The 24,329-nt window shown below is 72.5% G+C and carries 19 protein-coding genes; 11 read left to right on the plus strand and 8 right to left on the minus strand.

The features are described from left to right. The first annotated feature begins 123 nt into the window (after positions 1–123). Positions 124–1,224 carry a hypothetical protein gene (locus AC0ZLC_RS01170; RefSeq protein WP_476749933.1) on the plus strand — a complete coding sequence of 367 codons (1,101 nt, stop codon included), beginning with the start codon at positions 124–126 and terminating at the stop codon, positions 1,222–1,224. A 117-nt stretch (positions 1,225–1,341) separates the two neighbouring features. On the opposite strand, the gene AC0ZLC_RS01175 is transcribed toward AC0ZLC_RS01170, so the two are convergent. Further along, complete coding sequence (locus AC0ZLC_RS01175; protein WP_476749934.1) at positions 1,342–1,827, minus strand: RICIN domain-containing protein; 486 nt, start codon at positions 1,825–1,827, stop codon at positions 1,342–1,344. Positions 1,828–2,140: 313 nt separating this feature from the next. After that, positions 2,141–3,145: a helix-turn-helix domain-containing protein gene (locus AC0ZLC_RS01180; protein ID WP_476749935.1), complete on the minus strand. Its 1,005-nt coding sequence runs from the start codon at positions 3,143–3,145 to the stop codon at positions 2,141–2,143. 235 nt (positions 3,146–3,380) lie between these two features. On the opposite strand from AC0ZLC_RS01180, the gene AC0ZLC_RS01185 reads away from it, so the two are divergent. Next, entirely contained in the window at positions 3,381–4,928 is a 1,548-nt protein-coding gene (locus AC0ZLC_RS01185) for a VWA domain-containing protein (protein ID WP_476749936.1), read from the plus strand. Positions 4,929–4,962: 34 nt separating this feature from the next. Here AC0ZLC_RS01185 and AC0ZLC_RS01190 read toward each other — a convergent pair whose 3' ends face one another. Together AC0ZLC_RS01190 and AC0ZLC_RS01195 are read right to left on the minus strand one after the other, a co-directional pair. Continuing rightward, a complete protein-coding gene (locus tag AC0ZLC_RS01190; RefSeq protein ID WP_476749937.1) occupies positions 4,963–6,888 on the minus strand; it encodes a lamin tail domain-containing protein in 1,926 nt (641 codons plus the stop codon). 333 nt (positions 6,889–7,221) lie between these two features. Continuing rightward, positions 7,222–8,802, minus strand: a complete 1,581-nt coding sequence (locus tag AC0ZLC_RS01195; protein WP_476749938.1) for a carboxylesterase/lipase family protein — start codon at positions 8,800–8,802, stop codon at positions 7,222–7,224. Positions 8,803–9,162: 360 nt separating this feature from the next. On the opposite strand from AC0ZLC_RS01195, the gene AC0ZLC_RS01200 reads away from it, so the two are divergent. Then, positions 9,163–10,257 carry a LacI family DNA-binding transcriptional regulator gene (locus AC0ZLC_RS01200; RefSeq protein WP_476749939.1) on the plus strand — a complete coding sequence of 365 codons (1,095 nt, stop codon included), beginning with the start codon at positions 9,163–9,165 and terminating at the stop codon, positions 10,255–10,257. Positions 10,258–10,378: 121 nt separating this feature from the next. Then, positions 10,379–12,370: an alkaline phosphatase family protein gene (locus AC0ZLC_RS01205; RefSeq protein WP_476749940.1), complete on the plus strand. Its 1,992-nt coding sequence runs from the start codon at positions 10,379–10,381 to the stop codon at positions 12,368–12,370. Here AC0ZLC_RS01205 and AC0ZLC_RS01210 read toward each other — a convergent pair. Continuing rightward, on the minus strand, positions 12,362–13,021 hold the full coding sequence (locus AC0ZLC_RS01210; RefSeq protein ID WP_476749941.1) for a ThuA domain-containing protein: 660 nt from the start codon (positions 13,019–13,021) through the stop codon (positions 12,362–12,364). The genes AC0ZLC_RS01205 and AC0ZLC_RS01210 overlap by 9 nt on opposite strands. Before the next feature lie 244 nt (positions 13,022–13,265). On the opposite strand from AC0ZLC_RS01210, the gene AC0ZLC_RS01215 reads away from it, so the two are divergent. After that, positions 13,266–13,667 (plus strand): VOC family protein, encoded by a 402-nt coding sequence (locus tag AC0ZLC_RS01215; RefSeq protein WP_476749942.1) that lies wholly within the window; start codon positions 13,266–13,268, stop codon positions 13,665–13,667. Here AC0ZLC_RS01215 and AC0ZLC_RS01220 read toward each other — a convergent pair whose 3' ends face one another. The 3 genes from AC0ZLC_RS01220 to AC0ZLC_RS01230 all read right to left on the minus strand — a co-directional run bounded on the left by AC0ZLC_RS01220 (position 13,668) and on the right by AC0ZLC_RS01230 (position 16,719). Further along, positions 13,668–14,354, minus strand: a complete 687-nt coding sequence (locus AC0ZLC_RS01220; protein WP_476749943.1) for a helix-turn-helix domain-containing protein — start codon at positions 14,352–14,354, stop codon at positions 13,668–13,670. A gap of 10 nt (positions 14,355–14,364) precedes the next feature. Next, positions 14,365–15,312 (minus strand): AraC family transcriptional regulator, encoded by a 948-nt coding sequence (locus AC0ZLC_RS01225; RefSeq protein WP_476750212.1) that lies wholly within the window; start codon positions 15,310–15,312, stop codon positions 14,365–14,367. Positions 15,313–15,549: 237 nt separating this feature from the next. Next, the gene (locus AC0ZLC_RS01230) at positions 15,550–16,719 is read right to left on the minus strand and encodes a YihY/virulence factor BrkB family protein (RefSeq protein WP_476749944.1); all 1,170 of its coding nucleotides are present in this window, start codon (positions 16,717–16,719) and stop codon (positions 15,550–15,552) included. Positions 16,720–16,736: 17 nt separating this feature from the next. Here AC0ZLC_RS01230 and AC0ZLC_RS01235 point away from each other — a divergent pair, with 17 nt between their 5' ends. The 6 genes from AC0ZLC_RS01235 to AC0ZLC_RS01260 all read left to right on the plus strand — a co-directional run bounded on the left by AC0ZLC_RS01235 (position 16,737) and on the right by AC0ZLC_RS01260 (position 24,313). Beyond that, positions 16,737–18,371: an acyl-CoA dehydrogenase family protein gene (locus AC0ZLC_RS01235; RefSeq protein ID WP_476749945.1), complete on the plus strand. Its 1,635-nt coding sequence runs from the start codon at positions 16,737–16,739 to the stop codon at positions 18,369–18,371. Between the two features lie 324 nt (positions 18,372–18,695). Further along, positions 18,696–20,000, plus strand: coding sequence for a GAF domain-containing protein (locus tag AC0ZLC_RS01240; protein WP_476749946.1), 1,305 nt, complete (start codon positions 18,696–18,698; stop codon positions 19,998–20,000). Between the two features lie 221 nt (positions 20,001–20,221). After that, the gene (locus AC0ZLC_RS01245; protein WP_476749947.1) at positions 20,222–21,625 is read left to right on the plus strand and encodes a hypothetical protein; all 1,404 of its coding nucleotides are present in this window, start codon (positions 20,222–20,224) and stop codon (positions 21,623–21,625) included. A gap of 59 nt (positions 21,626–21,684) precedes the next feature. Then, positions 21,685–22,257 carry a GNAT family N-acetyltransferase gene (locus AC0ZLC_RS01250; RefSeq protein ID WP_476749948.1) on the plus strand — a complete coding sequence of 191 codons (573 nt, stop codon included), beginning with the start codon at positions 21,685–21,687 and terminating at the stop codon, positions 22,255–22,257. Between the two features lie 147 nt (positions 22,258–22,404). Beyond that, complete coding sequence (locus tag AC0ZLC_RS01255) at positions 22,405–22,488, plus strand: putative leader peptide (RefSeq protein ID WP_316944184.1); 84 nt, start codon at positions 22,405–22,407, stop codon at positions 22,486–22,488. A 133-nt stretch (positions 22,489–22,621) separates the two neighbouring features. Continuing rightward, a complete protein-coding gene (locus tag AC0ZLC_RS01260) occupies positions 22,622–24,313 on the plus strand; it encodes a nitrite/sulfite reductase (protein WP_476749949.1) in 1,692 nt (563 codons plus the stop codon). Positions 24,314–24,329: the final 16 nt, after the last annotated feature.

Genomic DNA, 24,329 nt, shown 5'->3' on the forward strand with positions numbered 1-24,329 from the left:
CTGAGATGAGGGGCGCGCCCACACCGTCCCGCCCCGTCGGCCTCGCTGTCGGCGCCCTGTGTCATCATGCGGACGCGTCCCAGGGGAGTGGGCCGCGAGCTGCGGATGACCAGGGGGTTGGGGATGGGCGCGGGTACGGAGCCGGACGGCTCGTCCAGGTCCGACGAGGAGTGGGAGCGGTTTCTGCGCGAGTCGGTGGCGGGTGCCGCCGACTCGCCCAAGGAGCCGTCGGCGCGGGCCCGCGCGGTGGCGAAGCGGCTGCGCGCGGAGCCCGGCCAGGGCCCGGAGGGCCGGCGCAGCTACTCGCCCGCGCGCCCCGAGCGGCGTACGGGCTGGTACGCGTTCGGACTGCTGGCCTCGCTGGTGCTGCTCGTGGTGGCGCTCGCGCCGGGGCGGATGGTGGAACTGTTCGCCGGTGCCGACTCCGACTCCCCGCCGTCGGCGGCCGAGACCGCCCGCCCGACTCGGGCACCCGCGACGGAGGCGGCCCGACGCCCCACCACGAACGCGCCGTTCCGCGGTTCGCCGGCGGCGGGCTGGGCGGCCGGAGCGGCGGGGATCACCGTGCCGAAGGCCCGGGCGGCCGGCTGGATGAGCCCGGCCGAGGTCGAGCGGGCCCTCGCCCGCAGCCGGGACTTCCTCGTCGCGTCCGGCCTGGACCGCGGGGTGCTGCGGGGCGAGCGCCCCGAGAAGGCGATCGCACTGATCAACCCGCACCAGAAGGACGTCCAGGACCTTCTGGAATCCGCTTTTCAAACCCCGAGCGAGAAGAACGACCCCCTGCTCCTCTTCAGCCGCTTCCAGCCCTCCCGCACCCGCCTGGTCGGCGAAGTCGTGAAGACCCGGGGCCGGCTCACCTACCGGGAGGGCGAGCGCGGCGCGCTCCAGGTGACCGCCGACGTCACCTTCGTCTACCCGGTCACCCGCGCCGACGAGGGCGGCGATGACGAGATCGTGCGCACGATCGTCCGCCGCGAGCTGGTCCTGAGCTGGGACGACCCCGCCGAGGTGATCACCGAGCCGGGTACGTTCTCGATCGTCTCGTACAAGTACGACATGACCAACGGCGGCTGCGACGCCCCCACCGGCTACTTCACCCCGCCCTTCGGAGCGGACCGCCATGCGGACGGGGCGGGCACGGAGGTCGACCCGTACGACCGCACCGTGCCGGTCGGGCGGGGCGGATCCTCCGCGGACGAATGCCGGAGGGCGACGCGGTCCTGAGTCCTGTCTGGCGTGCGGATCACGAGTGTGGTGCGATGCAAAACGGAGCCAGAGCACCGCACCGCACAGGTGCAGTCCGACCACGATCTCCTGGGCGGACGCGGGCCTTGTTGTCTGCTATGCGTACGACCATTTCTGGTCCTTGTGTCCGTTGCAGCTCCACTGGATTGCGGCAGCGCCCACGCCGAAGCTTCCGGAACCGGCAAGGCACATTTTTGTCTTCCTGTTAATGATCTCGGTTCCGCTGCGGTACCACTTCTGGTCGGCGTGTCCGTTGCAATCCCACACCGAGGCCCTTTGGCCCTGATATGTGTCACCGTTCAGGATGCCCAGGCATTGGCCGTTGCGGTTGACTATCTGGTAGAAGTTCCCGAGGACGTCTTCGGCGTCGTATTTGAAGGTCCAGAGCTGATCAGGGTTGCCGTTGCAGTTCCACGTGAGTGCCGATGTGCGATTGTCTCCGTTGAGGCTTCCCAGACAGTAGCCGTAACCGTTTCTGAGGCCGAGACTGGCCGCCGATGCCGTCGGCGCGAGCCCGACAACCGTCAAGAATGCGGCTGATATGGCACCCGTGACGACCGATGCGCGTGCAAACTTATTCACAGTCAAAGACTCCTTCAGAAAGTACCCGTGAAACGATTCTCGCGATTAGGGCATAGGGGGCAGCCCCGGAATCGCCATTGGACCGCCGGGCTTCAACAGTCGAACACGTCGGCCACACCCCCTGATCGCGGGCGAATCTCATCAGTGGCTACGTGGTCGAGGAATCACCGGCCGGCGCGTGATCGAGTATGCCAACGGCCAACACGGCTGTGTTGGCAATCCCTCCACCTTTCCTATGCGTTGCGTCTACACCTGAAGGGCTTGGTGAGGGTAGGTGGTGGTGCCGTGGGTGGTGCGACAGGCACCCCGGCGATCACTCGGGGGTGCCCCGGGACATGTTCCCGGGCAGGGACTGCGACCGGTACTCCTTGGGCGAAAGCCCGTACGCCGCGCGGAAGGCACGAGTGAAGTCGGAAGCGCGGGGAAAACACCATCGAGCTGCGACAACGTGGATCGGCCTGTCGCGTAGAGAGGGATCGGCCAACTCCCGGCGCGCACCGTCAAGCCGCCGGCTGCGGATCCATGCCGCGACCGTCTTCCCGTGCGGCTGTCGCTGAAAGATCCGGTACAGATAACTCACAGATATGTGATGAGCGGCAGCGATCGCCGACGGCGTCAGGTCCGGATCGTGCAGGTTCCGCAGGATGAACGCCTGAACGCGTTCCGTCATGACCCGTTGACGGGTCTCGGGTGTCAGGGCGGCCTCCGCGTCGACCCCGGAGGCGAACCAGGCGGACACCAGATCGAGCAGGACCGTGCCGAGGCGGGACGCTTCGGACGCCTGAAGAGCGTGGGCCTGTCGGTCCAGGCCGACGAGGAAGTCCGTCAGTAGTGCCCCCACTCCCTCCTGCCCCGGCAGCCTCCGGCCCAGCAACTTGCCGATCAGGTGCGGCGGAACGGGCAGCGACGCCCTGGGGATGTCCACTCCGATCCCCTTGACGACACGGCACTGCCGGTCGTCCGCCGCTCGCAGGTCGTACGGCCGCGAGCTGTCGACGACGTGCAGGTCTCGTGAGGCGAACGCCTCGCTCCGGCCTCCATGTTCGAGAGCCAACCCTCCGTGCAGCAGCAGTGAGAGGTGATACGTCTCGGGGTCGGACTGACGGACCATCTTCGGACTCCGCCGAAAGCGCGTCGGCAGGAAGGACGTCGGCAACAGCGTCACCGGCCCCAGCTCCATCAGATGGCACTCGGCCCAGAAGTCGGAGGCGTGGACGCTGACGGCCTCGCTCGGGCGGGTCCGGGCGAGCAGTTCACGCCAGGCCTCGAATCGGTCCTCCGCCGGCACGTCCTCGCTCCGGAACACGGTCCCGATCATGCTGCCCCATCCCGACGGCCCCCGACGAGTTTCCCGCACATCCTTGCACGCGGAGATCATCGCGTTCGCCGCACCGTCCTGGCGCCCCCGCTGCCCCACACACGCCCGAGCAACTCCTCGCGGCGGAGGACCCCCCGCGTCGATCTTCTCGGCCTGCGGGTCAGGACGCCGGGCTCCGTCCGCGCCGGCGCATCGGAGGGGTCCGGTGCCGGGATTCTGTGGGCAGACTGGGCGTATGACAGCGACATCGATGAGCAAGGGCGGCAACCTTCCCGTCGCCGCCAACGCGGTGCGGGTCGAGATCGGCTGGTCCGGGGGCCCCGGTGCGCCGGACGCCGACGCCTCGGCGCTGCTGCTCCGCGCCGACGGGCGGGTGAGGGACGACGGGGACTTCGTCTTCTACAACCAGCCCCAGCACGCCTCGGGTGCCGTGCGTCATCTGGGGAAGCGGCGGGACGGTGGCGGTACGACGGACACCGTCGGCGTGGATCTGGGGGCCCTGGAGCCGGAGATCGAGCGGGTCGTGCTCGGCGCCTCCGCGGACGGGGGCACCTTCGGCCGGCTGTCCGGTCTGCGGTTGCGGCTGCTCGACGCCGGCACGGGTGGGCAGCTGGCGCTGTTCGAGATGGAGGCGACGACGGAGACGGCGTTCATCGGCGGTGAGCTGTACCGGCGGGCCGGGCAGTGGAAGTTCCGCGCGGTGGGACAGGGGTACGCGTCCGGACTCGCGGGCCTGGCCACCGACTTCGGGATCAGCGTGGACGAAGAACCGGGCGCCACCGCGTCGACGGCTTCCCCCGCCGCCGCGACCGCACCCACGTTCCCGCCCGCGCCCGCCGCCCCGACGCCCACGCCTGCCGTCCCGGCCTGGCCCGCACCACCGGCGCCGCCCGCTCCCGCTCCGCCCGCCGCCTCGCCCTACGCGAGCGCTCCGCCCGCCGCCTCGCCTTACGCGAGCGCTGCGGCCCAGCCCGGCCCCGCCACCCCGGCCTCCCCCTCCCCGGCCTCCTCCTCCCCGCGTCTCGTCAAGGGCGAGGAGCACTTGCCGGTGGACATGCGCAAGCGGCTCTCCCTGCGCAAGGAGCAGGTGGCCGTCAGTCTGCGCAAGCACGGGGCGGAGGGGGTGAGTGCGCGCGTCATCCTGGTCCTGGACGCCTCCGGGTCCATGGCGTTCCTGTACTCGAAGGGTGTCGTGGCCGACGTCGTGGAGCGGATGGCCGCGGTGGCCGCGCAGCTCGACGACGACGGTGAGATGCAGGCGTGGACGTTCGCGTCGAACCCGGCCCGGCTGCCGGACCTCGCCGTGGGCGACCTGCCGCAGTGGCTTCAGCTTCATGTGCGGGTCGGTGAACTGACGTTGTTCCGGCGCAGGAAGCCGCGCAGGGGGATGCTGCCGGGCCAGGTGGACATGCGGGCGGTCGGGGTCCAGAACGAGGAGCAGAAGGTGATCGCCGAGGTGCGGGCGTACGTCCGTGAGCACCCGGCGGCGGCCCCCACCCTGGTGCTCTTCTTCTCCGACGGCGGCGTCCACCGCAACAGGGAGATCGAGGCCGAGCTGCGGCAGGCGGCGGACGAACCGGTCTTCTGGCAGTTCGTCGGACTGGGGCGGTCCGACTACGGCGTCCTGGAACGGTTCGACACCCTGCCGGGCCGACGCGTCGACAACGTCGGGTTCTTCGCCGTCGACGACATCGGCGACCTACCGGACACGGAGCTCTACGACAGGCTGCTGTCCGAGTTCCCGTCGTGGGTCCGGGAGGCCCGGCGGCTGGGGATCATCTGAACGGTCGGCCCCCCGCATCGGCGAGGTGGCAGGATCAGCAGGGGAACGTGCCGCTGTAGAGGACGTGTCCGTAGGAGGAGCTTCCGGAGCCGAAGCCGTAGGTGCCGTCGTCGCTCCAGACCGCTTCGCGGGAGCCGTTGACGCAGGCCGTGGTCGGTGCGATCGCGAAGCCCTCCAGGTTGCCGGCGGGCATGACGGCCGGGTTCGTGTAGGTCACGTCCGGCACGATCGCGCCGGAGGCGTCGACCTTCATGAAGGTGTGGGTCTCACCGCAGGTGTTGTCGCAGGTCGCGACGAGGCGCTGGGTGCCGGCGTCAAACGTCACGTCCATCACGGAAGCCTTGCCGGTCGCGATCGTGCCGAACGTGGTGAACGTGCCGTCGGAGTTCAGACCGTAGACGTGCAGCGAGCCGTCCCACTCCAGACCGGCGAAGAACAGGCCCGACCCGTGCAGCGGATAGCTCGCCGGGTCGTAGGCGGCGCCGGTGCGCGGGTCGACCCAGCCGTTCGCGGTCAGCCAGCTGTCCGGCACGTACCCGACGCCCTCGAAGCCGAGGTTGGCGTCGTCCTTGTCGCCGGTGTCGAGCTGCGGGAACTGCGCGGTCATGTCCCACTGGTGGACCGGCGTCAGCGTCGATCCGGTCGCGGCCGGGTCGAACTCCAGGATCGTGTCCCTGGGCCGCGTGTTGTCGGTGTTGTCGCGCTCGGAGGTCACGTAGATGTGGCCGTTGCCGCCGACCGTCAGGCCCTCGGAGTCCGGCTCGCCGGAGCCGCCCGCGAAGCGGATCTGCTTGCCGGTCGCGCTCCAGGTCGCGTCCGGGATCCACTTGCCGTTGCTCTTCACCAGCTTGTACAGCCAGTTCTTGTTCTTGGCGGCCCACAGCACCGACGGGTTCGCCGGGTCGAACGCCAGGCCGCTCAGGTCCCGGCCTTCCGGGCCGGTGGACGTGGTGAACGCGCAGACGTTGTCCGCGATCGTGACGTTCGGGCCGCCCGGCCAGGCCAGGGTGCCCGTCGGGGCGGAACCCGTGCCGGAAGGCGCCTCGGGCGCGCAGCCGCTGGTGAGCGAGCCGCCGCCACCCAGCAGTTGCCCGTTCTGCGGGTCGCCGCCGCCGGTGCCGCCCGAGCAGGAGTTCGCGGTGCCGAGCGTCGCGGTCGTGGCGGTCCGGAACCAGCCGGTGCCATTCGCGCAACGCTCGTCCGACGGCTGGGCACCGCCGGTCGTCCAGGTCACCGAGTCGATGGTGTTGCCGCTGCTGTCGGTGAGGAAGACCGAGTCGTTGTCGCCGAGGCCGATGGTCGAGTCGAACGTGATGTAGCCGCCCGCGGGGATGCTGCTCGCGCTCGGCGAGGAGGACGAGACCGACGCGGCGGAGTGCGAGGTGTCGTTGTCGGCGTACTTCCACGACCCGACGCTGACCGCGCTCGTTCCGCCGTTGTACAGCTCCACCGTGTCGGAGCCGTTCGAGGTGACCTCGTTGATCCGCACCCGGCTCGCCGCCGGGATCGACGACGGGCAGCCCGGGGCGTTCGCGGCGCCGAACGTGGCCGACGGGGCCGCGGTCACCCACGCCCCGGTGCCGCCGCCGCAACGCGCCATCGCCGGCTTCGCCCTGCCGGTCGCCCACTCGACGCGGTCGACCACCGTGCCGCCGGACGTGTAGAGCACCAGCTTGTCCGCATCGCCCAGTCCCTTGGGCGAGTTGAAGGTGACGAAGCCACCGGCCGGAATCGTGCCGGAGGACGGGGTGAACGACTGAGGCGAGAAGCTGTCGTCGGCCATCTTCCAGCCGCTGACGCTCACTGCGGTCGAGCCGGCGTTGTACAGCTCCACCGTGTCGTTGTTCGACGAGGTGACTTCGTTGATCCGAACGTTCTGATAGCCGACGGGGTCCGCGGCAGCCGCGGGCGGAGCAGCCAGCAGCCCGGTGGCGAGCAGTCCGGAAAGGGCCAGAGCCACGGCGCACCCGGGGGCGGCGCCGGCACGTGAGTATGAGGTAGGCACGAGGCGGAACTCTGGTGAGACGATCTTGAAACGGCGTGTACTCCGGCTGAACTCCACCCACTGGCCACCGGAACGTCAGGCGGACGAAGCCGCCGTTGCCCGCGTACGCGCGCACCGCGTCGGCGTCGGCGTCCGCGGGCCCCGGCCACCCGCCGTTGTCGGTCGGGGCCGGTTGCTCCCTCATCGCGCCGCATCAGCCCGGCGTCCGGCCCCGCGGCCGCGTGCTGTCCGTCGGTGCCCACCAGACCGCGGCCCGCCGGGCGGGGCCGCTCGGCGGGGTCGGCGTGGTCACGGCCGACGGACACCCGCGGAGCGACGCAGGCGCCGTCCGGCTGACAGCGGCGCCGTACCCCGCATGGGCGGACCGGGCCGGGGAGCCGCCACGGGTGCGGCCGGCGCGCGGGTGGACTCCGCCTGCCACAGCTCCATCTCGTGGTCCCGCGGCCCGTACAGCAGCTCGGGCTCCGCGCCGAACATCCGCACCGGGTGCGACGCGTCCCAGGCGGGCCAGCCAGGGTCGCCGTCCACCGCGAAGCGCACCCACGCCGCGTGCATCACGTCGGCCAGCTCCTGCGGGGCTCCGGGGCCCGCGAGCTTGGCCGACTCCGGCACATGGGCGGTGTCGAAGACGAAGCCCAGTTCCAGCGCGTGGCACGCGCCGAGCCCCGGCACGTTGGAGGGCCAGGCGAACTCGTAGACGTGGGACGGGGCGTGGCCGACGCGGGCGTCGGCGAGCCGCTGCAGGGGGCGCCGCAGCAGATGGTCGGTGACCAGTTGGCCGACCAGCTCGGCGGTGCCCGCGTCCGGATGGGCGGCGCGGTAGCCGCGCGGGACCTCGGGGCCGCAGTGGCAGCGGGCCATCGCGCCGGCCACGGCCACCGGACCGAGCCGGTCGATGCGTTCGAGCAGTCCGGTCGGCGCGAGCCACAGCCGGTACTCCTCGCTGGTCCAGCCCAGCAGCAGACCGACGTCCCGGGCGGCGCCGTCGAGCAGGGCGGCCAGCGGATCGCGCGGCACCAGGTCACCGTCGACGACGATGCCGAACGCCGGTCCGCCGAGCACCGGGCTGGCACGGCGGCCGGCCTCGGCCTGGACCTCGGCGAGGACGGTCCGGTCGACGCCGGCGAAGGCGGCGGCGGTCGCCGGGATCCTCAGCCGTGCCGCCATCCGCCGCACCAGGCGCCGCACCTTCTCCCGCTCCGTGGCCTCCGGCGGGCCGCTCTGCAGGACCGCCCTGCGGAAGAGGCCCTCGGCACGCGGGCTCGCCAGCAGCGCGCCGATGCTGATCGCGCCGGCGGACTCGCCGAAGACCGTGACGCGGTCCGGATCGCCTCCGAAGGCGGCGATGGCGTCGCGCACCCATTCCAGGGCGGCGAGCTGGTCACGCAGGCCCAGGTTCGGCAGCGCGTCCGGGAAGAGGCCGTAACCCTCCACCCCGAGCCGGTAGTTGAGCGAGACGAAGACGACGCCGTCACGGGCGAAGGAGCCCCCGTCGTACACGGGGACGGCGGACGAGCCCCGGGTGAGGGCGCCGCCGTGGATCCACACCATGACCGGGAGCCGGGCCGCCGGATCGGGGTCGGGGGGCCACACGTTGAGGTTGAGGCACTCGTCGCCGGGCACCACGGGGTCGGACAACAGTCGCGCGAACGCCTCGGAGTACGGCGGCTTCGGCGGGGTCGGCCCGAACGAACCCGCGTCGCGGACGCCGTCCCAGGGCTCCGGCGGGACGGGCGGACGGAAGCGGTGCGGACCGAACGGCGGGGCGGCGTAGGGGATGCCGCGGAAGACGGCGGCACCCTTCTCGCGCCGCCCGCGCACGGCTCCGTACGGGGTGGTGACCACAGGATCCTCGGACACGCCGACCATACGTCCCTCTCCTTACCGCGCTGCGGGGCTGCAGCAGTCACCGCATCACATCACCCGGCGCCCCCGCGGCCCGGACGGCACGGAACCGGTCTTCAGCGTGTCCCGCCCGGGTTGCGTGCCGCTGTCGCGCCGGTCGGGTCCGGGTCGCGAGGGTGCGGCGGACGGCCCGCCGCGGCTCCTGTTCGACGGGGCGGAACGCTCGCCGGGCCGCGCGTGCCGTTGATTTCCCGGGTCTTCCGGGGCGAGTTGCCGCACGCTTACTGTAGGAAGCGCTTTCTATCCGGTCTTCGCCTCCGGGGCGCGACCGTGGCTGTTCGAAGGTTCGTCGGCCCTCGGGACGGGGCGGAGAGGCGGTTGTGGATGGTCCGGAGCCGGAGCGGGACGGCCGGGCCGACCCTGGCGGTCGTCGCGCGCGAGGCGGGCGTGTCCGTGCCGACGGCCTCGAAGGTCGTCAACGGCCGGGAGGACGTGGCACCCGGGACCCGCAAGAGGGTCACCGAGGCCCTGGACCGGCTCGGCTATGTGCGCAGGCCCCGGTTCGACCCGGCGCGGGCACCCCGCCTGGTCGATCTGGTCGTGCACACGCTCGACAGTTCCCGCTCGGGAGCGGTGCTGCACGGGGCGGAGCAGGCCGCGCACGACGCGGGCCTGGACGTCGTGGTGACGACGGGGCCGGGCCGGGACGGGCGGCCGGGGCGCGGCTGGCAGGACAGGATCACCGCCAGGGGCTCCGCGGGGGTGCTGTTCAGCCTGGCCGAGCTGTCCCCCTCCCAGTACGCCTGGCTGGAGCAGCACCGCATCCCCTTCGTGATGGTCGACCCGGCGCGCGAACCCCCGCCCGGCGTGGTCTCGGTCGGCGCGGCCGACTGGCGGGGCGGACTGCTGGCGACCGAGCACCTGCTCGCCCTCGGCCATGAGCGCGTCGCCGTCATCGGAGGCCGCCGGCACGAGGCGGCCGGCGGTGCGCGGGTCGCCGGGTACCGCTCCGCGCTCGCGGCGGCCGGTGTCCGGTGCCGGCCGGAGTACCTCCGCCACGCCGGGCTCGACGAGGGCGGGGCCCACCGGCGCATGGGCCGGCTGCTCGACCTGCCCGAACCGCCCACCGCGGTCTTCGCCTGCTCCGACACGATGGTGCTGGGCGTCTACCGGGCCCTGGCCGAGCGGCGGTTGCGCGTGCCGGACGACGTCAGCGTGGTCGGTTTCGGCGACCTGCCCGAGGCGCGCTGGGCGGCACCCGCGCTGACCACCGTGCGCCAGCCGCTCTCCGAGATGGCCGCGACGGCGCTGCGGCTGCTCGTGCGCATGATGGCCGGCGACCGGCCCGAGGGGACCCGCACCGAGCTCTCCACGCGTCTGGTGGAGCGGGCCAGCACGGCGCCTCCCCGCGGCGGCCCGGGGCGGTCCTTCCTGCACGGCGGTCCGGGCCACGTGCTCCGCGGAGTGACCCCGGGGTGACGCCCCGGCGATTGAACGGAACCCGGCGAACGGCCGTACGAAGGAGCGGCGGACCACGAGGCCGGGCCCGCCGACGGGTCCGCGGTGCCGTCACCGGGCTTCGCACGGAAGGAAATCCGGGTTGTCCCTCTTCACACGCTCACAGCGCCCTCGGCACACGGACGGGACACCCCGACGGAAGGAGACGCCGGAGAACGGGTCACCCGGGCAGGAGGCAGCCCCGGACACCGCCTCCGCCGAGCCGGGCGACACCTCCGCCGGTCCTGGGGAGGGTCCGGCGGACTCCGGTGACGCGTCCGCCGATCCGCGCGAGATCTCCGCCGGATCCCCTGACGCCGCCGCCGGTCCCGGCGAGGCGTCAGCCGTCCCCGGCGAGGTGCCCACCGACCCCGGCGGTGGTTCCGGCGCCCCGCGCGACACCCCTGCCGCCCCCGACCGCCGCACCCGGCGCCCGAGTGGCACGCCGCGCGGCCTGCGGGCACGGCACCCCGCGCTCGCGCGCGGCTTCGCCCGGGGCACCGACGTGCTGGCTTTCGCGGTCGTCGTCACCGCGCTGCTGCTACCGAACAGGCTCGGCGACCTCCGGGCCGCCGGGTTCGCGCGACTCCCCGTGGAGGCGATCCTCGGCGCCGCCGTCCTGATCGTCCTGCCGCGCAGACCGCGTGTCGTCGTGGCCGCGACCGCAGGGCTGGGCCTCGGCGCGCTGACGGTCCTGAACCTCCTCGACCTGGGTTTCGACGAGTTCCTCGGACGGGGCTTCAACCTCGTCCTCGACTGGAGTCTGTTCGGCGACGCCCGGGCGTATCTGAAGGACTCGGTCGGTCCGGCGGGCGCGGCCGCCGCCGTCGTCGCGGTGATCGTCCTCGTCCTCGCCGTGCTGGTCCTCATGGCGCTCGCGGTCGTACGGCTCGCCCGCCTGCTGGCCCGGCACCGCCCTCTCGCGACCCGTTCGACGCTGGCGCTGGGGACCGTCTGGGTCCTGTGCACGGCGACCGGGGTGCAGCTCGGGGGCGTGCCCGTCGCCGCCGGCCACGCGGCGGCGGGCGTCCAGGACCGGGCACAGCGGGTGCGGGCCACCCTGCGGGACGAGGCGGCGTTCGCAAAGGCGGCGCAGAAGGACACCTTCGGCGGCACCCCGCCCGGCCGGCTGCTGACCGGGCTGCGCGGCAAGGACGTGATGTTCACCTTCATCGAGAGCTACGGCCGCAGCGCGGTCGAGGACCCGGTCACCGCACCGGGGGTGGACGCGACACTCGCCTCCGCGACCGAACGGCTCGGCAGGGCCGGGTACGCCGCGAAGAGCGGCTGGCTCACCTCGGCGACGTACGGCGGCAGCAGCTGGCTCGGCCACTCCACCTTCCTGTCCGGCCTGTGGATCGACAACCAGCAGCGCTACCGCACCGTCACCGCCGGGGACCACCTCACCCTGACCAGCGCCTTCAGGAAGACGGGCGCCTGGCGGACGGTCGGCATCATGCCCGGCGTCCAGAAGGCCTGGCCGGAGGCCGACTTCTACGGCCTGGACCACCTCTACGACTCACGGAACCTCGGCTACAAGGGCCCGAAGTTCAGCTGGTCGACCATGCCCGACCAGTACGCCCTCACGGCCTTCGAGCGCCTGGAGCACGGCAGGAAGCACGACAAGCCGCTGATGTCGGAGATCATCCTGACCTCCAGCCACCAGCCCTGGGCCCCGATCCCGAAGACGGTCCCCCAGGACCGGGTCGGGGACGGCTCGGTCTACGAGGGCATCCAGCGGGCCGGCAAGAAGCCCGCGGACGTCTTCTACGACTCGGCGAAGGTGAAGCAGGAGTACGGCAAGTCCATCCAGTACTCGGTCAGGAGCCTCATCGACTACGTGATCAGGTACGGCGGCAGGAACACCGTCCTGGTCTTTCTGGGCGACCACCAGCCCATGGCCCGGGTCAGCGGCAGCCACGCGAGCCGTGACGTGCCCTGCGCGATCGTCGCCCACGACCCCGAGGTGCTGGAGAAGATCGCCGACTGGGGCTGGACGGACGGTCTCCAGCCCGAACACGACGCCCCCGTGTGGAAGATGGACTCCTTCCGCGACCGCTTCCTCACGGCGTACGGGTCGACGCCGTCACCGTGAGGCGCCGGCCGCCCAGGCGATCCCGCCGAGCAGATGCGCGCGGAAGGCGGGGTCCGCGTAGGCCTTCGAGGCGTGCCCGAGCGCGGTGTAGAAGACCCGGCCCGCGCCCTGCTCCCGGCACCACGCCAGCGGGTGGTCCGCGCCCATCCCGCCGCCCTCGTACGAGGACTCGTCGGCGCGGACGAGGACGCGCACCCGACTCCGGGGGTTCTCGCGGAAGTCGTACCACTCGTCCGTGAACTCCCAGACCGCAGGCAGGTGGCGGGTCGCCGGGTGGTCGCGGTCCTCCACCACGGCCCTGCCCGGCTGGTGGGCGGGGTGCCGGGCGAACCACGTCCCGAGCAGCTCGCCGAAGTAGGGCCAGTCGTACTCGGTGCAGGCCGCCGCGTGCACCCCGGCGAACCCGCCGCCCGATTCCACATACGCGCGCAGCCGGGTACGCCCCTCGGGGGTCAGCACCTCCCCGCTCGTGGACAGGAAGACGACCGCCGCGTACGCGTCGAGGGGCGCCTCGAAGGCGGCGGGGTCCTCGGTCGCGTCGACGCCGAAGCCGTGCGTGCCGCCGAGTTCGCGCACGGCGGCGACGGCGTCCGGGACGGAATCGTGCCGGTAGTCGGTGGTGCGGGTGTACACGAGTACGCGAAAGGCCATGCCGCGGAGCCTATTCCCCGGCGGGTCCGGGATCCCGGGCGTCCGGACCGCGCCGGGACTCTTCCACCGCGACGGTTCTCGGTCCCCACGATGTCGTCGGGGGCTCCGTCGCCTGCGGCATTGCCCCCACGCTCGACCGGTTCCGTGGCCGGGCCGGCCGGGGCGAGGTGAACACCTGCCTGGCCGGGCGTCCGCGTCCGATTCCTTCAAGACCGGCCGCCGCCGGCCTGCCTACCGTGATCACATGACTCCACGCTTCGCCGTGATCGGCATCGCCGTCTCCGACCTGTCCGCCTCGCTCGTCTTCTACCGCCGGCTCGGGATCGTCTTCCCCGAGGGTGCGGAGACTCTGCCGCACGTCGAGGCCGAGCTGCCCGGCGGTCTGCGGCTGGCGCTCGACACCGAGGAGACCATCCGGTCCTTCCACGCCGACTGGCGGGCGCCGGCCTCTGGCGGCGGGCGGGTCTCGCTCGCCTTCTGCTGCGACGCTCCGGCGGAGGTCGACTCGCTCTACGCGGACCTGACCGGCGCCGGGCACCACGGGGAGCTCGAGCCCTGGGACGCCTTCTGGGGCATGCGGTACGCGGTCGTGCACGACCCGGACGGCAACGGGGTGGACCTCTTCGCACCCCTGCCCGACGCCTGATCAGACGCCCGCCAGCAACTCCCCCAGCGGCATGCCCGTCAACTCGCGTACGTCCCGGGCCAGATGGGGCTGGTCGGCGAAGCCGGTGCGGGCCGCCGTCTCGGCGTACGGCACGCCGCAGCGGGCGAGGGCGAGGGCCCGCTGCAGCCGCAGCACGCGGGCCAGCGTCTTGGGTCCGTAGCCGAAGGCTGCCAGCGAGCGGCGGTGCAACTGTCGTGCCCCGAGGCCGAGTTCGTCCGCCGTCGCGGCGACCGACCGCCCCGCGCGCAGGGCTGCCACGACCTTTCGGAGCTGCGGATCGGGTGGCCGGGCCCGGCCCGCCCGCTCCAGGGCGACCTCTTCGAGCGCGGTCACGGGGTCGGCGGCGGCGTCGATCCGGCCCGCGAGGCGCCGCACCTCAGCGGCGGGCCACAGATCCGCCAACTCCACCCGTCTGTCGCGCAGTTCCTGCGCGGGCACCCCAAGGTAGGCGGGGGCCGTGCCGGGGAAGAAGCGCACGCCGGCCCAGCGGCCGGCCGCGCCCGCGGGGACGTACGCACGGGTGTCCGGTCCGGCGACCAGCAGCCGCCCCTCGTTCCACAGCAGGTCCATGCAGCCGTCGGGCAGCACGGGCCGTGCCGTGTCGCCGGGCGCCCCGTGCGACCACACGACGGCGCCCGCCAGCCGGGACGCCCGTTCCACGTACACGTACGCCAGGCTACGCCGCCCGGTTCCGGTACTCCTGCGGACTGACGCCGTGGACCCGTTTGAATGCGGCGGACAGGGCGAACGCGCTGCCGTAGCCGACCTGCCGGGCGATCGCGCCGATGGTCTCCCCGCCGTCGCGCAGCAGGTCCGCCGCGCGGGCCAGGCGCCAGCCGGTCAGGTACGTCATCGGGGGCTCGCCGACGAGGTCGTTGAAGCGCCGGGCCAGCGCGGCCCGCGACACCCCGGCCTCGGCGGCGAGCGACGCGACCGTCCACGGGTGGGCCGGGTCGTCCTGCACCAGCCGCAGCACCCGGCCCACGACCGGGTCCGCGCGCGCCCGGTACCAGGCGGGGGCCGCGGCCTCGGGGCGGGAGAACCAGGCGCGCAGCGCGGCGATGACGAGCAGGTCGAGCAGGCGGTCGAGGACGACCTCCTGGCCGGGCTCGTCGCGCACGATCTCGGCGGCCAGGATCGGGGTGAGCGGGCACTCCCACACGTCGGAGGTGAGCGACAGCAGCGGCGGCAGGGCGTCCAGCAGCCGGCCGCTGATCTCGCCCCGCACGAGATAGGTGCCGATGAGCATCACGGTGGAGCCGTCGGGCCGGTCGCCCCAGCTGCGCACCCCGAGGTCCCAGTGCCCGCCGAGCGACCGCCCGTCGGGGTGGACGCACTCGCCGCCCGGCAGGATCACCGCCTGCGGCGCGGTGTCGGGGTGGTCGGCGCAGAGGTACGGGTCGGGCCCGCGCGCGACGGCGAGGTCGCCCGGTCGCAGCCGTACCGGTTCTCCCCCGTCCGGCACGACCCATGCCTCGCCGCGGACCACGAGCATGATCGTGAGCGGGGCGCGGTCCTCGACGCGCACGCTCCAGGGCGGGTCGAAGCACGCGCGGATCATGAATGCGCCCCGCGCGCGTGGACCTTCGAGCAGGTCTGCGAGGGGGTCCCCCCGCGTAAGCATGTTCGAGTGTGGAGGAGCGTCCATGCCGCCAGCGTAGAGGCCCGGCGGGAACGGCCGTGGACGTCCGCTCATGGGAACGAGGCCTTCGGAAGGGGTGACCGGGACGGCGGCGGCCGGAAGAGGGGATGCCGCGACGGCGGCAGCCGGAAGAGGTGACCGCGACCGGGGCCGGCTGAGAGGCGTGGCCGCCGGGGCAGGCCGCCCCTCGGCCCGCTCCGGGCCACCGGTGCGGCGAGGTCACCGCTCGGGCGGTGTCTCGTCCTCGTGCTTGGCCGGCGGGTGGTGCAGGCTCCTGGCGTGCGCCCGAAGCCGGGAGGTCACGTCCTCCGGGGGCAGGAAGCGCGACCAGCGTTCGGGGAACTCGGAGGGCATGTCCCCGTCGTCGGGGTCCGCATCGCCGTCGCCGGAGCGGGCCGCGGAGGCGCGGGCGATGTACTCGGCGGCCTGGGCCCGGCGCAGCCGCTCGTTGGCCGCGCGGGCCGCGGCGGTGGCGGCGGCCGGCCAGACCCGGTCGATGGCGGCGTTGACGGCGGCGCCGACCAGCACCGCGAAGGCGGACACGCCGATCCACAGCAGGACGGCGACGGGTGCGGCGAGCGATCCGTAGATCGTGGGGCCCTCGACGGTGCTGGTCAGGTAGATGCGGAGCAGGAGGCTGCCGAGCACCCACATGCCGAGGGCCACCAGGGCCCCCGGCACGTCCTCGATCCAGGGCGAGCGGACCGGCACGGACACGTGGTAGAGCGTCGTCAGGAAGACGACGGACAGCACGATGACGACGGGCCAGTACAGGATCTGCACGACGGTGGTCGACCAGGGCACGATCTGCACCACCGCGTCCGGGCCCGCCACCATCAGGGGCAGCGCGACCGAGCCGATCAGCAGCGCCACGATGAAGAGCAGGAAGGACATCACGCGGGTCGCGACGATGCCGCGGGTCCCGTCGAGGCCGTACATGACGGTGATGGTGTCGATGAAGACGTTCACCGCGCGGGAGCCCGACCAGAGGGCGAACAGGAAGCCGAGGGAGATGACGTCGGGCCGGCCGCCCTTCATGACGTCGTCCAGGATCGGCTGGGCGATCTGGGTGACACCCTTGTCGGACAGGACGGTGCGGGACGCCTCCAGCAGGTTGTTCTCCAGGCCGGCGATGCTGTCGGCGCCGGTCCAGTCGTCCACGTAGCCGAGCAGTCCGATCATGCTCAGCAGCAGCGGCGGCACGGACAGCAGGGTGAAGAAGGCCGCCTCCGCGGCCAGTCCCAGGATGCGGTACTCCATGCACGAGTTGACGGTGTCCTTGAGCAGCAGCCAGGCGGTCCTGCGCTTCGACACGTTCCGGTACAGCGCCTTGGCGCGGTGAAGACGGCCGGAGGGTGGCCGTTCAGGTGTTTCTTTTGCCTGGTGCACGTCCTTACCGTATCCGTATGGCAGCCAGCACCCACACCGTGACCAATCAGCCTCCGCCCCTGGTCGGATATGACGTCTTCGCCGCCGACCGGGCCCTCGTGGAGGCGGTCGAACGTCATCTCGATCCACAGCTCCTGGACGAGGCGCGCGAGGAGCTCTCGGGCCTCGGACGCTCGTCCGGTTCCGCCCAGGTCCTGGAGTGGGGGGTGCTGGCCAACGAGCATCCGCCCCGGCTGCGCACCCACGACCGCTACGGCAACCGCGTCGACGAGGTCGAGTTCCACCCGTCCTGGCACCGGCTCCTCGGCAAGGGCGTCTCGGCCGGTCTGACCGCCGCCTGGAACCGTCCCGGCGGGCACGTCCGGCGGGCGGCCGGGTTCGTGATCTGGACGCAGGTCGAGGCGGGCAACGGCTGCCCGCTGTCGATGACCCACGCGGCGGTCCCCGCGCTGCGCACGGACCCCCGACTGGCCGCCGAATGGGAACCGCGGCTGACGTCCACAATCTACGACGAGGGGCTGCGGCCCGCCCACCAGAAGGCCGGCGCCCTCTTCGGGATGGGCATGACGGAGAAACAGGGCGGCAGCGACGTCCGCGCCAACACGACGGCGGCCCGGCCGCTCGCCGAGGACGGGACGTACGAGCTGACGGGCCACAAGTGGTTCTGCTCGGCGCCGATGTCGGACGGCTTCCTGGTGCTGGCGCAGGCTCCCGGCGGTCTGACCTGCTTCCTCGTGCCGCGCGTGCTGCAGGACGGCACACGCAACGTGTTCCGCATCCAGCGACTGAAGGACAAGCTGGGCAACCGGTCGAACGCGTCGAGCGAGGTCGAGTTCGACGGCACCTGGGCGCGTCGGGTCGGGGACGAGGGGCGCGGGGTGCGCACCATCATCGAGATGGTCGCGGCGACCCGTCTGGACTGTGTGCTCGGCTCCGCCTCGCTGATGCGGCAGGCCGTGGCCCAGGCCGTCCACCACTGCACCCACCGGCAGGCATTCGGCGGCACGCTGGTCGACAAGCCGCTGATGCGCAACGTGCTGGCCGATCTGGCGCTGGAGTCGGAGGCGGCGACGACGCTCGCGATGCGGCTGGCCGCCGCCTACGACGACGGCGGCGAGCAGGAGCGGGCGTTCCTGCGGCTCGCGGTGCCGGCGGCGAAGTACTGGGTGACCAAGCGGTGTACGCCGGTTGCGGTCGAGGCACTGGAGTGTCTGGGCGGGAACGGCTACGTCGAGGAGTCGGGCATGCCCAGGCTGTTGCGCGAGTCCCCGCTGAACTCCATCTGGGAGGGCGCGGGCAACGTCCAGGCGCTGGACGTCCTGCGCGCCCTCCAGCGGGAGCCCGGGGCTCTCGACGCCTATCTGCGGGAGGTGGGCCGGGCGCGCGGCGCCGACCACCGGCTGGACGGCGCGATCAAGAATCTGCTGACCGAACTCGCCGACCTGGAGGGCGTCGAGGCCCGGGCCCGCCGCCTGGTGGAACGCATCGCGGTGGTCCTCCAGGGGTCGCTGCTGGTCCGGTACGCGCCGCCGGAGGTCGCCGACGCGTTCTGCGCCTCCCGGCTGGGCGGTGACTGGGGCTCGGCGTTCGGCACACTGCCGCACACCCTGGACCTCGCCTCGGTGGTGGAGCGGGCGCGGCCGGTGAGCTGACCGGCGGGCCGTCCGTGCCCGGGCGCCTTCCGGCGTCGTACGGAACAGGGGTGGTGCTGCGCCGACACGGCACCACCCCCGCTCCGCGGGCCCCGTTCAAGGAGCACGGACGCCGCACGGGCGGCGCTGTTCAAGTTTCGGACACCAGGGGGCGCTTCGCCAGGGTTGCAGGGGGTTGCAACTCGCCCGTTCCCTTCGGGCGGATCGTGCACCTCCGAGGCCGCCGGGCTGCACTATGAGAACGGCAGCCGGCACGGAGGGTGGAGCTCTGGCCGAAAAAGGGGCTCGGAAGCCGGTTGCCCCAAGGCTATGCAGGAGGATCCGGTGGGGCACTCGGCGATGGATGTGACGCGGCTCGCCGCCCTGGACGCCGCGCAGGCGGCACGCGTGCTCAGCGAGGTGCGCAGCGCCGCTCTCGCGGGGCAGCGCACGCGGGTGGCGCCGCGGCCGGTCATCGAGGAGTCCTGGGAGCGGATGCTGCGCAGCGGGGTCGACCCCGACCACGACTTCCGGGCCGGGCTCCTCGGCGACGAGGAGATCGAGCGCCGGCGGCACGCCTCACCGCTGCGGCACGTGCTGCCGGTGCTGCGCGAGGGGCTGCTCTCGGTCGCGGACACGGCGCAGCACATCATGGTCGTCGCGGACGAGGAGGGCCGGGTGCTGTGGCGCGAGGGCAGCCCCGCGGTGCTGCGCAAGGCCGACGGGCACGGCTTCGAGGTCGGCGCCGACTGGCGCGAGGACGTGGTCGGCACGAACGGCGTGGGCACTTCCCTGGTGACCCGGCGCCCCGTGCAGGTCTTCTCCGCCGAGCACTTCGTGCGCACCCACCACTCGTGGACGTGCACCGGCGCCCCGGTCACCGACCCGCGCGACGGCCGCCTGGTCGGGGCGGTGGACGTGAGCGGACCGCTGGAGACGATGCATCCGGCCACGCTGGCCCTGGTCGACGCGGTGGCCAAGCTCGCCCAGGCGCGGCTGCGGGAGCTGCACCAGGCCTCGCTGGAGCGGCTGCGCGCGGTCGCGGCGCCGGTCCTGGCGCGGCTCGACGGGCGTGCCCTGGTGGTGGACCGGGACGGCTGGACCGCGGCGGTGACCGGGATGCCGTACACGAGCCGGGTGGCACTGCCCGCCTCCCTCGGCCGGGACGGCCGCTGCCGGCTGCCGTCCCTCGGGCCGTGCGCGGTCGAGTCCCTGCCCGGCGGCTGGCTGCTGCGGGTCGCGGACGAACCGCCGCCGCGGGGGGCGGTCCGGATCGTGCTGGATCTGGCGGATCCGCGGCGCCGGGCGGTGACCGTGTCGGGCGGCGCGGGTTCCTGGACGCACGAGCTGAGCCCCCGGCACGCCGAACTGCTCTGTCTGCTGGCCCTGCACCCGGGCGGCCGCGGCGCCTCCGGCCTGGCCGACGACCTGTTCGGCGACCGGGGCCGTACGGTGACGGTCCGCGCCGAGATGTCCCGGGTCCGGCGCTACCTCGGGGCCTTCCTGGAACACCAGCCGTATCGTTTCTGCGACTCCGCCGACGTCGAACTCCTGCTCCCGGACGACCCGCTCGACCTGCTGCCCCACTCGACGGCCCCCGCGATCGTCCGGGCGCGGACGGCCCGGCCGCGCGCTCCCCGGCCGCGCTGATCCGGCGGGGCAAGGGGACAGCGCGGCGCGGATCGCCCCCCACATCCTCCGGGTCGGGTGTGGGTCAGGGGGGTGGCGCGGTGCGGCGGATGTTCTCGTATTCCATCGTCCTCGACCAGGTTCGGTGCTCTCTGCCGTAGCATCCCCCTCATGGGCCACCCCGCATGCTCCTCGCTCAATGTCTTGACATCGAGGGGCAGTTGGCCTTACCGGGAGGATGCATGAAGCAGCGTGGCAGGCACCGTCGCAGAAGAAGGGGGCAGGCGCTGCGCGCCACCCTGGCCGGGACCGCGCTCGCCCTGACCGCCGCGGCCACCCTGATCAGCACCTCCCAGGCCGGGGACGTGGCGGACCCGGGCAGGCTCACCCCGCTCACCTCGTCCGCCGAGATCGGCAAGCTCCAGCTGCACGAGAACCTGGTCGCCGAGAGCACCCTGGACACGCTCACCACGAACATGGGCGGCAACGTCGGGGTGCACGGCGTGCTGCAGAGCGCCAACCACCCGATGCGTACGAAAGCCCAGTGCGCGGGCACCGAGACGGCCGCCCTGCCGGTGGAGCCGACGGCCACGCGCGCGTACTGCTGGGACAACGGGGACGCCACCACCCAGAAGTGGCTGCCGCAGTCCGTCACCACCTCCGGTGACGCCGACGACGACGGCACGTGGGGCGACGACCGCGTCATCCTGGCCGGCTGGACGCACAACGACCACAAGGCGGACGAGCCCCCGGAGGACACCGGGCTGGCCCGGATCGCCTTCGTCGACGCGAACGACCCGGACGACCTCAAGTACCGCTGGGTCCTGCTGGTGGCGCCGCTGAGCGGCGGCAAGAGCTTCGGGGCGGTGCGCTCCCACGTCGGCGGCATGGTCTGGTACCAGGACAAGCTGATCGTCACCGCGAAGAACGGCGCCGACCACGACAACGCCCTGTTCGTCTTCGACATGCACCGCATCCTGCGGGCGAGCGTCGACAGCGACGCGGTCGGCAAGGTGAGCGGCGGCTACTCGGCGCACGGCTACCAGTACGTGCTGCCCGCCGTCGGCTCGTACAACCTGACCGGCGGCGCCTGTACGTCCAGCCACGACAACGCGGTCCCCTGCTTCGCGTCGGTCTCGCTGGACCGCACCTCGACGCCGGACAGCCTCGTCGCCAACGAGTGGTTCAGCTCGGGCGGCACCCAGCCTGCCCGCCTCTGGCGCTACTACTTCAGCACCGCGAGCGACCGCACCGGCCTGCTCGGCAGCAACGCGAGCGACCTGGTGAACGCCGACGAGGCCTACGAGACCAAGGCCGTCGGGGTGCAGGGCGCCCTCTCCCACAAGGCCGCGGGCGCGAGCGAGGCCGACTGGTACGTCGGTCAGGCGCCGGGGATCCGCGGCCGGCCCGGCACCCTCTGGCGGCAGAACGGGAGCGGGGCCTCGGCGGCCCGGTGCACCGCCGACCGGACACTCGCCTGCTGGGGCCGGCACACGGAGTCCTTGTCGTACTGGCACGGGACCGGCGAGCTGTGGACGCTCACCGAGTGGGCGGCGAACAAGGACGACGCGTGGGAGCCCGACGCCATCCCGGAGCGGGTGCTGTACGCCGTCCCGCTGTCGGCGGTGGACAGCGCCCTCGACTAGGGCCTGTTCGTTTGGGACCCTTTTGGATGCGAACCGCGCCCCGTGGTTCCCTGGCCGGCATGAGCAACCTCATCGTGACCACCTGGTCCCTGGAGCAGACGGACCCCTCCGACCTGCTGCCCGCCTCCGCGCCCGGCGCGGACGTCAGGATCGTCCGCGCCGAGGTGCCCTCGCCCGAGTTCAGCCGCTTCCTGTACGCGTCGGTCGGCGGGGACATCCGCTGGACCGACCGGCTCGGCTGGACGTACGCGCGGTGGCAGGCGGTGCTGGACCGGCCGGGCGTGGAGACCTGGGTCGCGTACGACCGGGGGACGCCCGCGGGATACGTGGAGCTGGACCCGCAGGACGACGGGGCCGTGGAGATCGTCTACTTCGGGCTGATACCCGCCTTCCGGGGCCGCCGGATCGGCGGGCACCTGCTCTCCCACGGTGCCGCGCGCGCCTGGGACCTGGCCGGGCGCTGGCCCGGGCGGGCCGAGACCAAGCGGGTCTGGCTGCACACGTGCAGCAAGGACGGCGAGCACGCCATGGACAACTACCTGCGGCGCGGCTTCAAGCTCTTCGACACCAGGGTCGAGGAGGAGCCCGACGTACCCGCACCCGGCCCCTGGCCCGGGGCCGAGGCCAGGTGACCGGCCCGGGGCGTGACACCCCCTCGGCATGAGGACAACCACGCCGCCATGTGATCGACAACACTCGCGTCTTGCGATTCGGGACAAGCATGTCCACATGGCGGACAATGGTGGACTCCCCCGAGATCCCCGTGACACGCTTCCGTCATGTCTGGAACTGGAATTGCCTTGGTGAGTCGGCGACACGTCGATCTCTGCCGCATGTCCAGCGCCATCTGTCCGGCGAGCTGATCAGCCCAGCGCCGCCGAGATCCCCTCTTCGTGAACCCTGCGCAATGACGCGCCCATACTTCGGTATGTGCCCATATGTGCACGCCCGAGCCGCCCTCTTGCCTGTCCCGTAGTCCCGAAGGACGTATCAGTCATGGCCGCCACCCCGCAGAATCCCGCCGCGCCCCGCCGCAAGGTGAGCCGTCACCGCGGCGAGGGTCAGTGGGCCGTGGGTCACTTCACCCCGCTCAACGGCAACGAACAGTTCAAGAAGGACGACGACGGTCTCAATGTGCGGACACGCATTGAGACGATCTACTCCAAGCGGGGCTTCGACTCGATCGACCCCAACGACCTGCGCGGGCGGATGCGCTGGTGGGGCCTCTACACCCAGCGCAAGCCCGGGATCGACGGCGGCAAGACCGCGATCCTGGAGCCCGAGGAGCTGGACGACAAGTTCTTCATGCTGCGGGTGCGTATCGACGGCGGCCGGCTGACCACCGCACAGCTGAGGGTCATCGGCGAGATCTCGCAGGAGTTCGCACGCGGCAGCGCCGACATCACCGACCGGCAGAACATCCAGCTGCACTGGATCCGCATCGAGGACGTCCCCGAGATCTGGAACCGCCTGGAGGCCGTCGGCCTCTCGACCACCGAGGCCTGCGGTGACACGCCCCGCACCATCCTCGGCTCTCCGGTCGCCGGCATCGCCGAGGACGAGATCATCGACGGCACCCCCGCCGTCGAGGAGATCCACCGCCGCTTCATCGGCGACAAGGCCTTCTCCAACCTGCCGCGCAAGTTCAAGACGGCGATCTCGGGCTCCCCGCTGCTGGACGTGGCCCACGAGATCAACGACGTCGCCTTCGTCGGCGTGCACCACCCCGAGCACGGCCCCGGCTTCGACCTTTGGGTCGGCGGCGGCCTCTCCACCAACCCCAAGATCGGCCAGCGCCTCGGCGCCTGGGTCCCGCTGGACGAGGTCGCCGACGCCTGGGAGGGCGTCATCTCGATCTTCCGCGACTACGGCTACCGGCGGCTGCGCAACCGCGCCCGGCTGAAGTTCCTGCTGGCCGACTGGGGCGTCGAGAAGTTCCGCCAGGTCCTGGAGGACGAGTACCTGAAGCGCAAGCTCGTCGACGGCCCGGCGCCCGCCGAGCCGGTCGCCCGCTGGCGCGACCACATCGGCGTGCACCGGCAGCGTGACGGCCGCTTCTACGTCGGCTTCGCGCCGCGCGTCGGCCGCGTGGACGGCGCCACCCTGACGAAGATCGCCGAACTCGCCGAGGCCCACGGCTCGGGCCGGCTGCGCACCACGGTCGAGCAGAAGATGATCGTGCTCGACGTGGAGCAGGACCGGGTCGAGTCGCTGACCGAGGCCCTGGAGGCGCTGGACCTGACCGTCCGGCCCTCGGCCTTCCGGCGCGGCACGATGGCCTGCACGGGCATCGAGTACTGCAAGCTGGCCATCGTCGAGACCAAGGCGCGGGGCGCCTCCCTGATCGACGAACTCGAGCGCCGCATCCCCGAGTTCGACGAGCCCGTCACCATCAACCTCAACGGCTGCCCGAACGCCTGCGCCCGTATCCAGGTCGCGGACATCGGTCTCAAGGGCCAGCTGGTCCTCGACGACCGGGGCGAGCAGGTCGAGGGCTACCAGGTGCACCTGGGCGGCGCGCTCGGCCTGGAGGCCGGCTTCGGCCGCAAGGTCCGCGGCCTCAAGGTCACCTCCGACGAGCTGCCCGACTACGTCGAGCGGGTTCTCAGGCGCTACCAGGCCGAGCGCGAGGACGGCGAACGCTTCGCGGCCTGGGCCGCGCGCGCCTCCGAGGAGTCCCTGTCGTGAGCCCCGCGGACGACGA

It is taken from the genome of Streptomyces sp. GLSS-08, assembly GCF_056387915.1.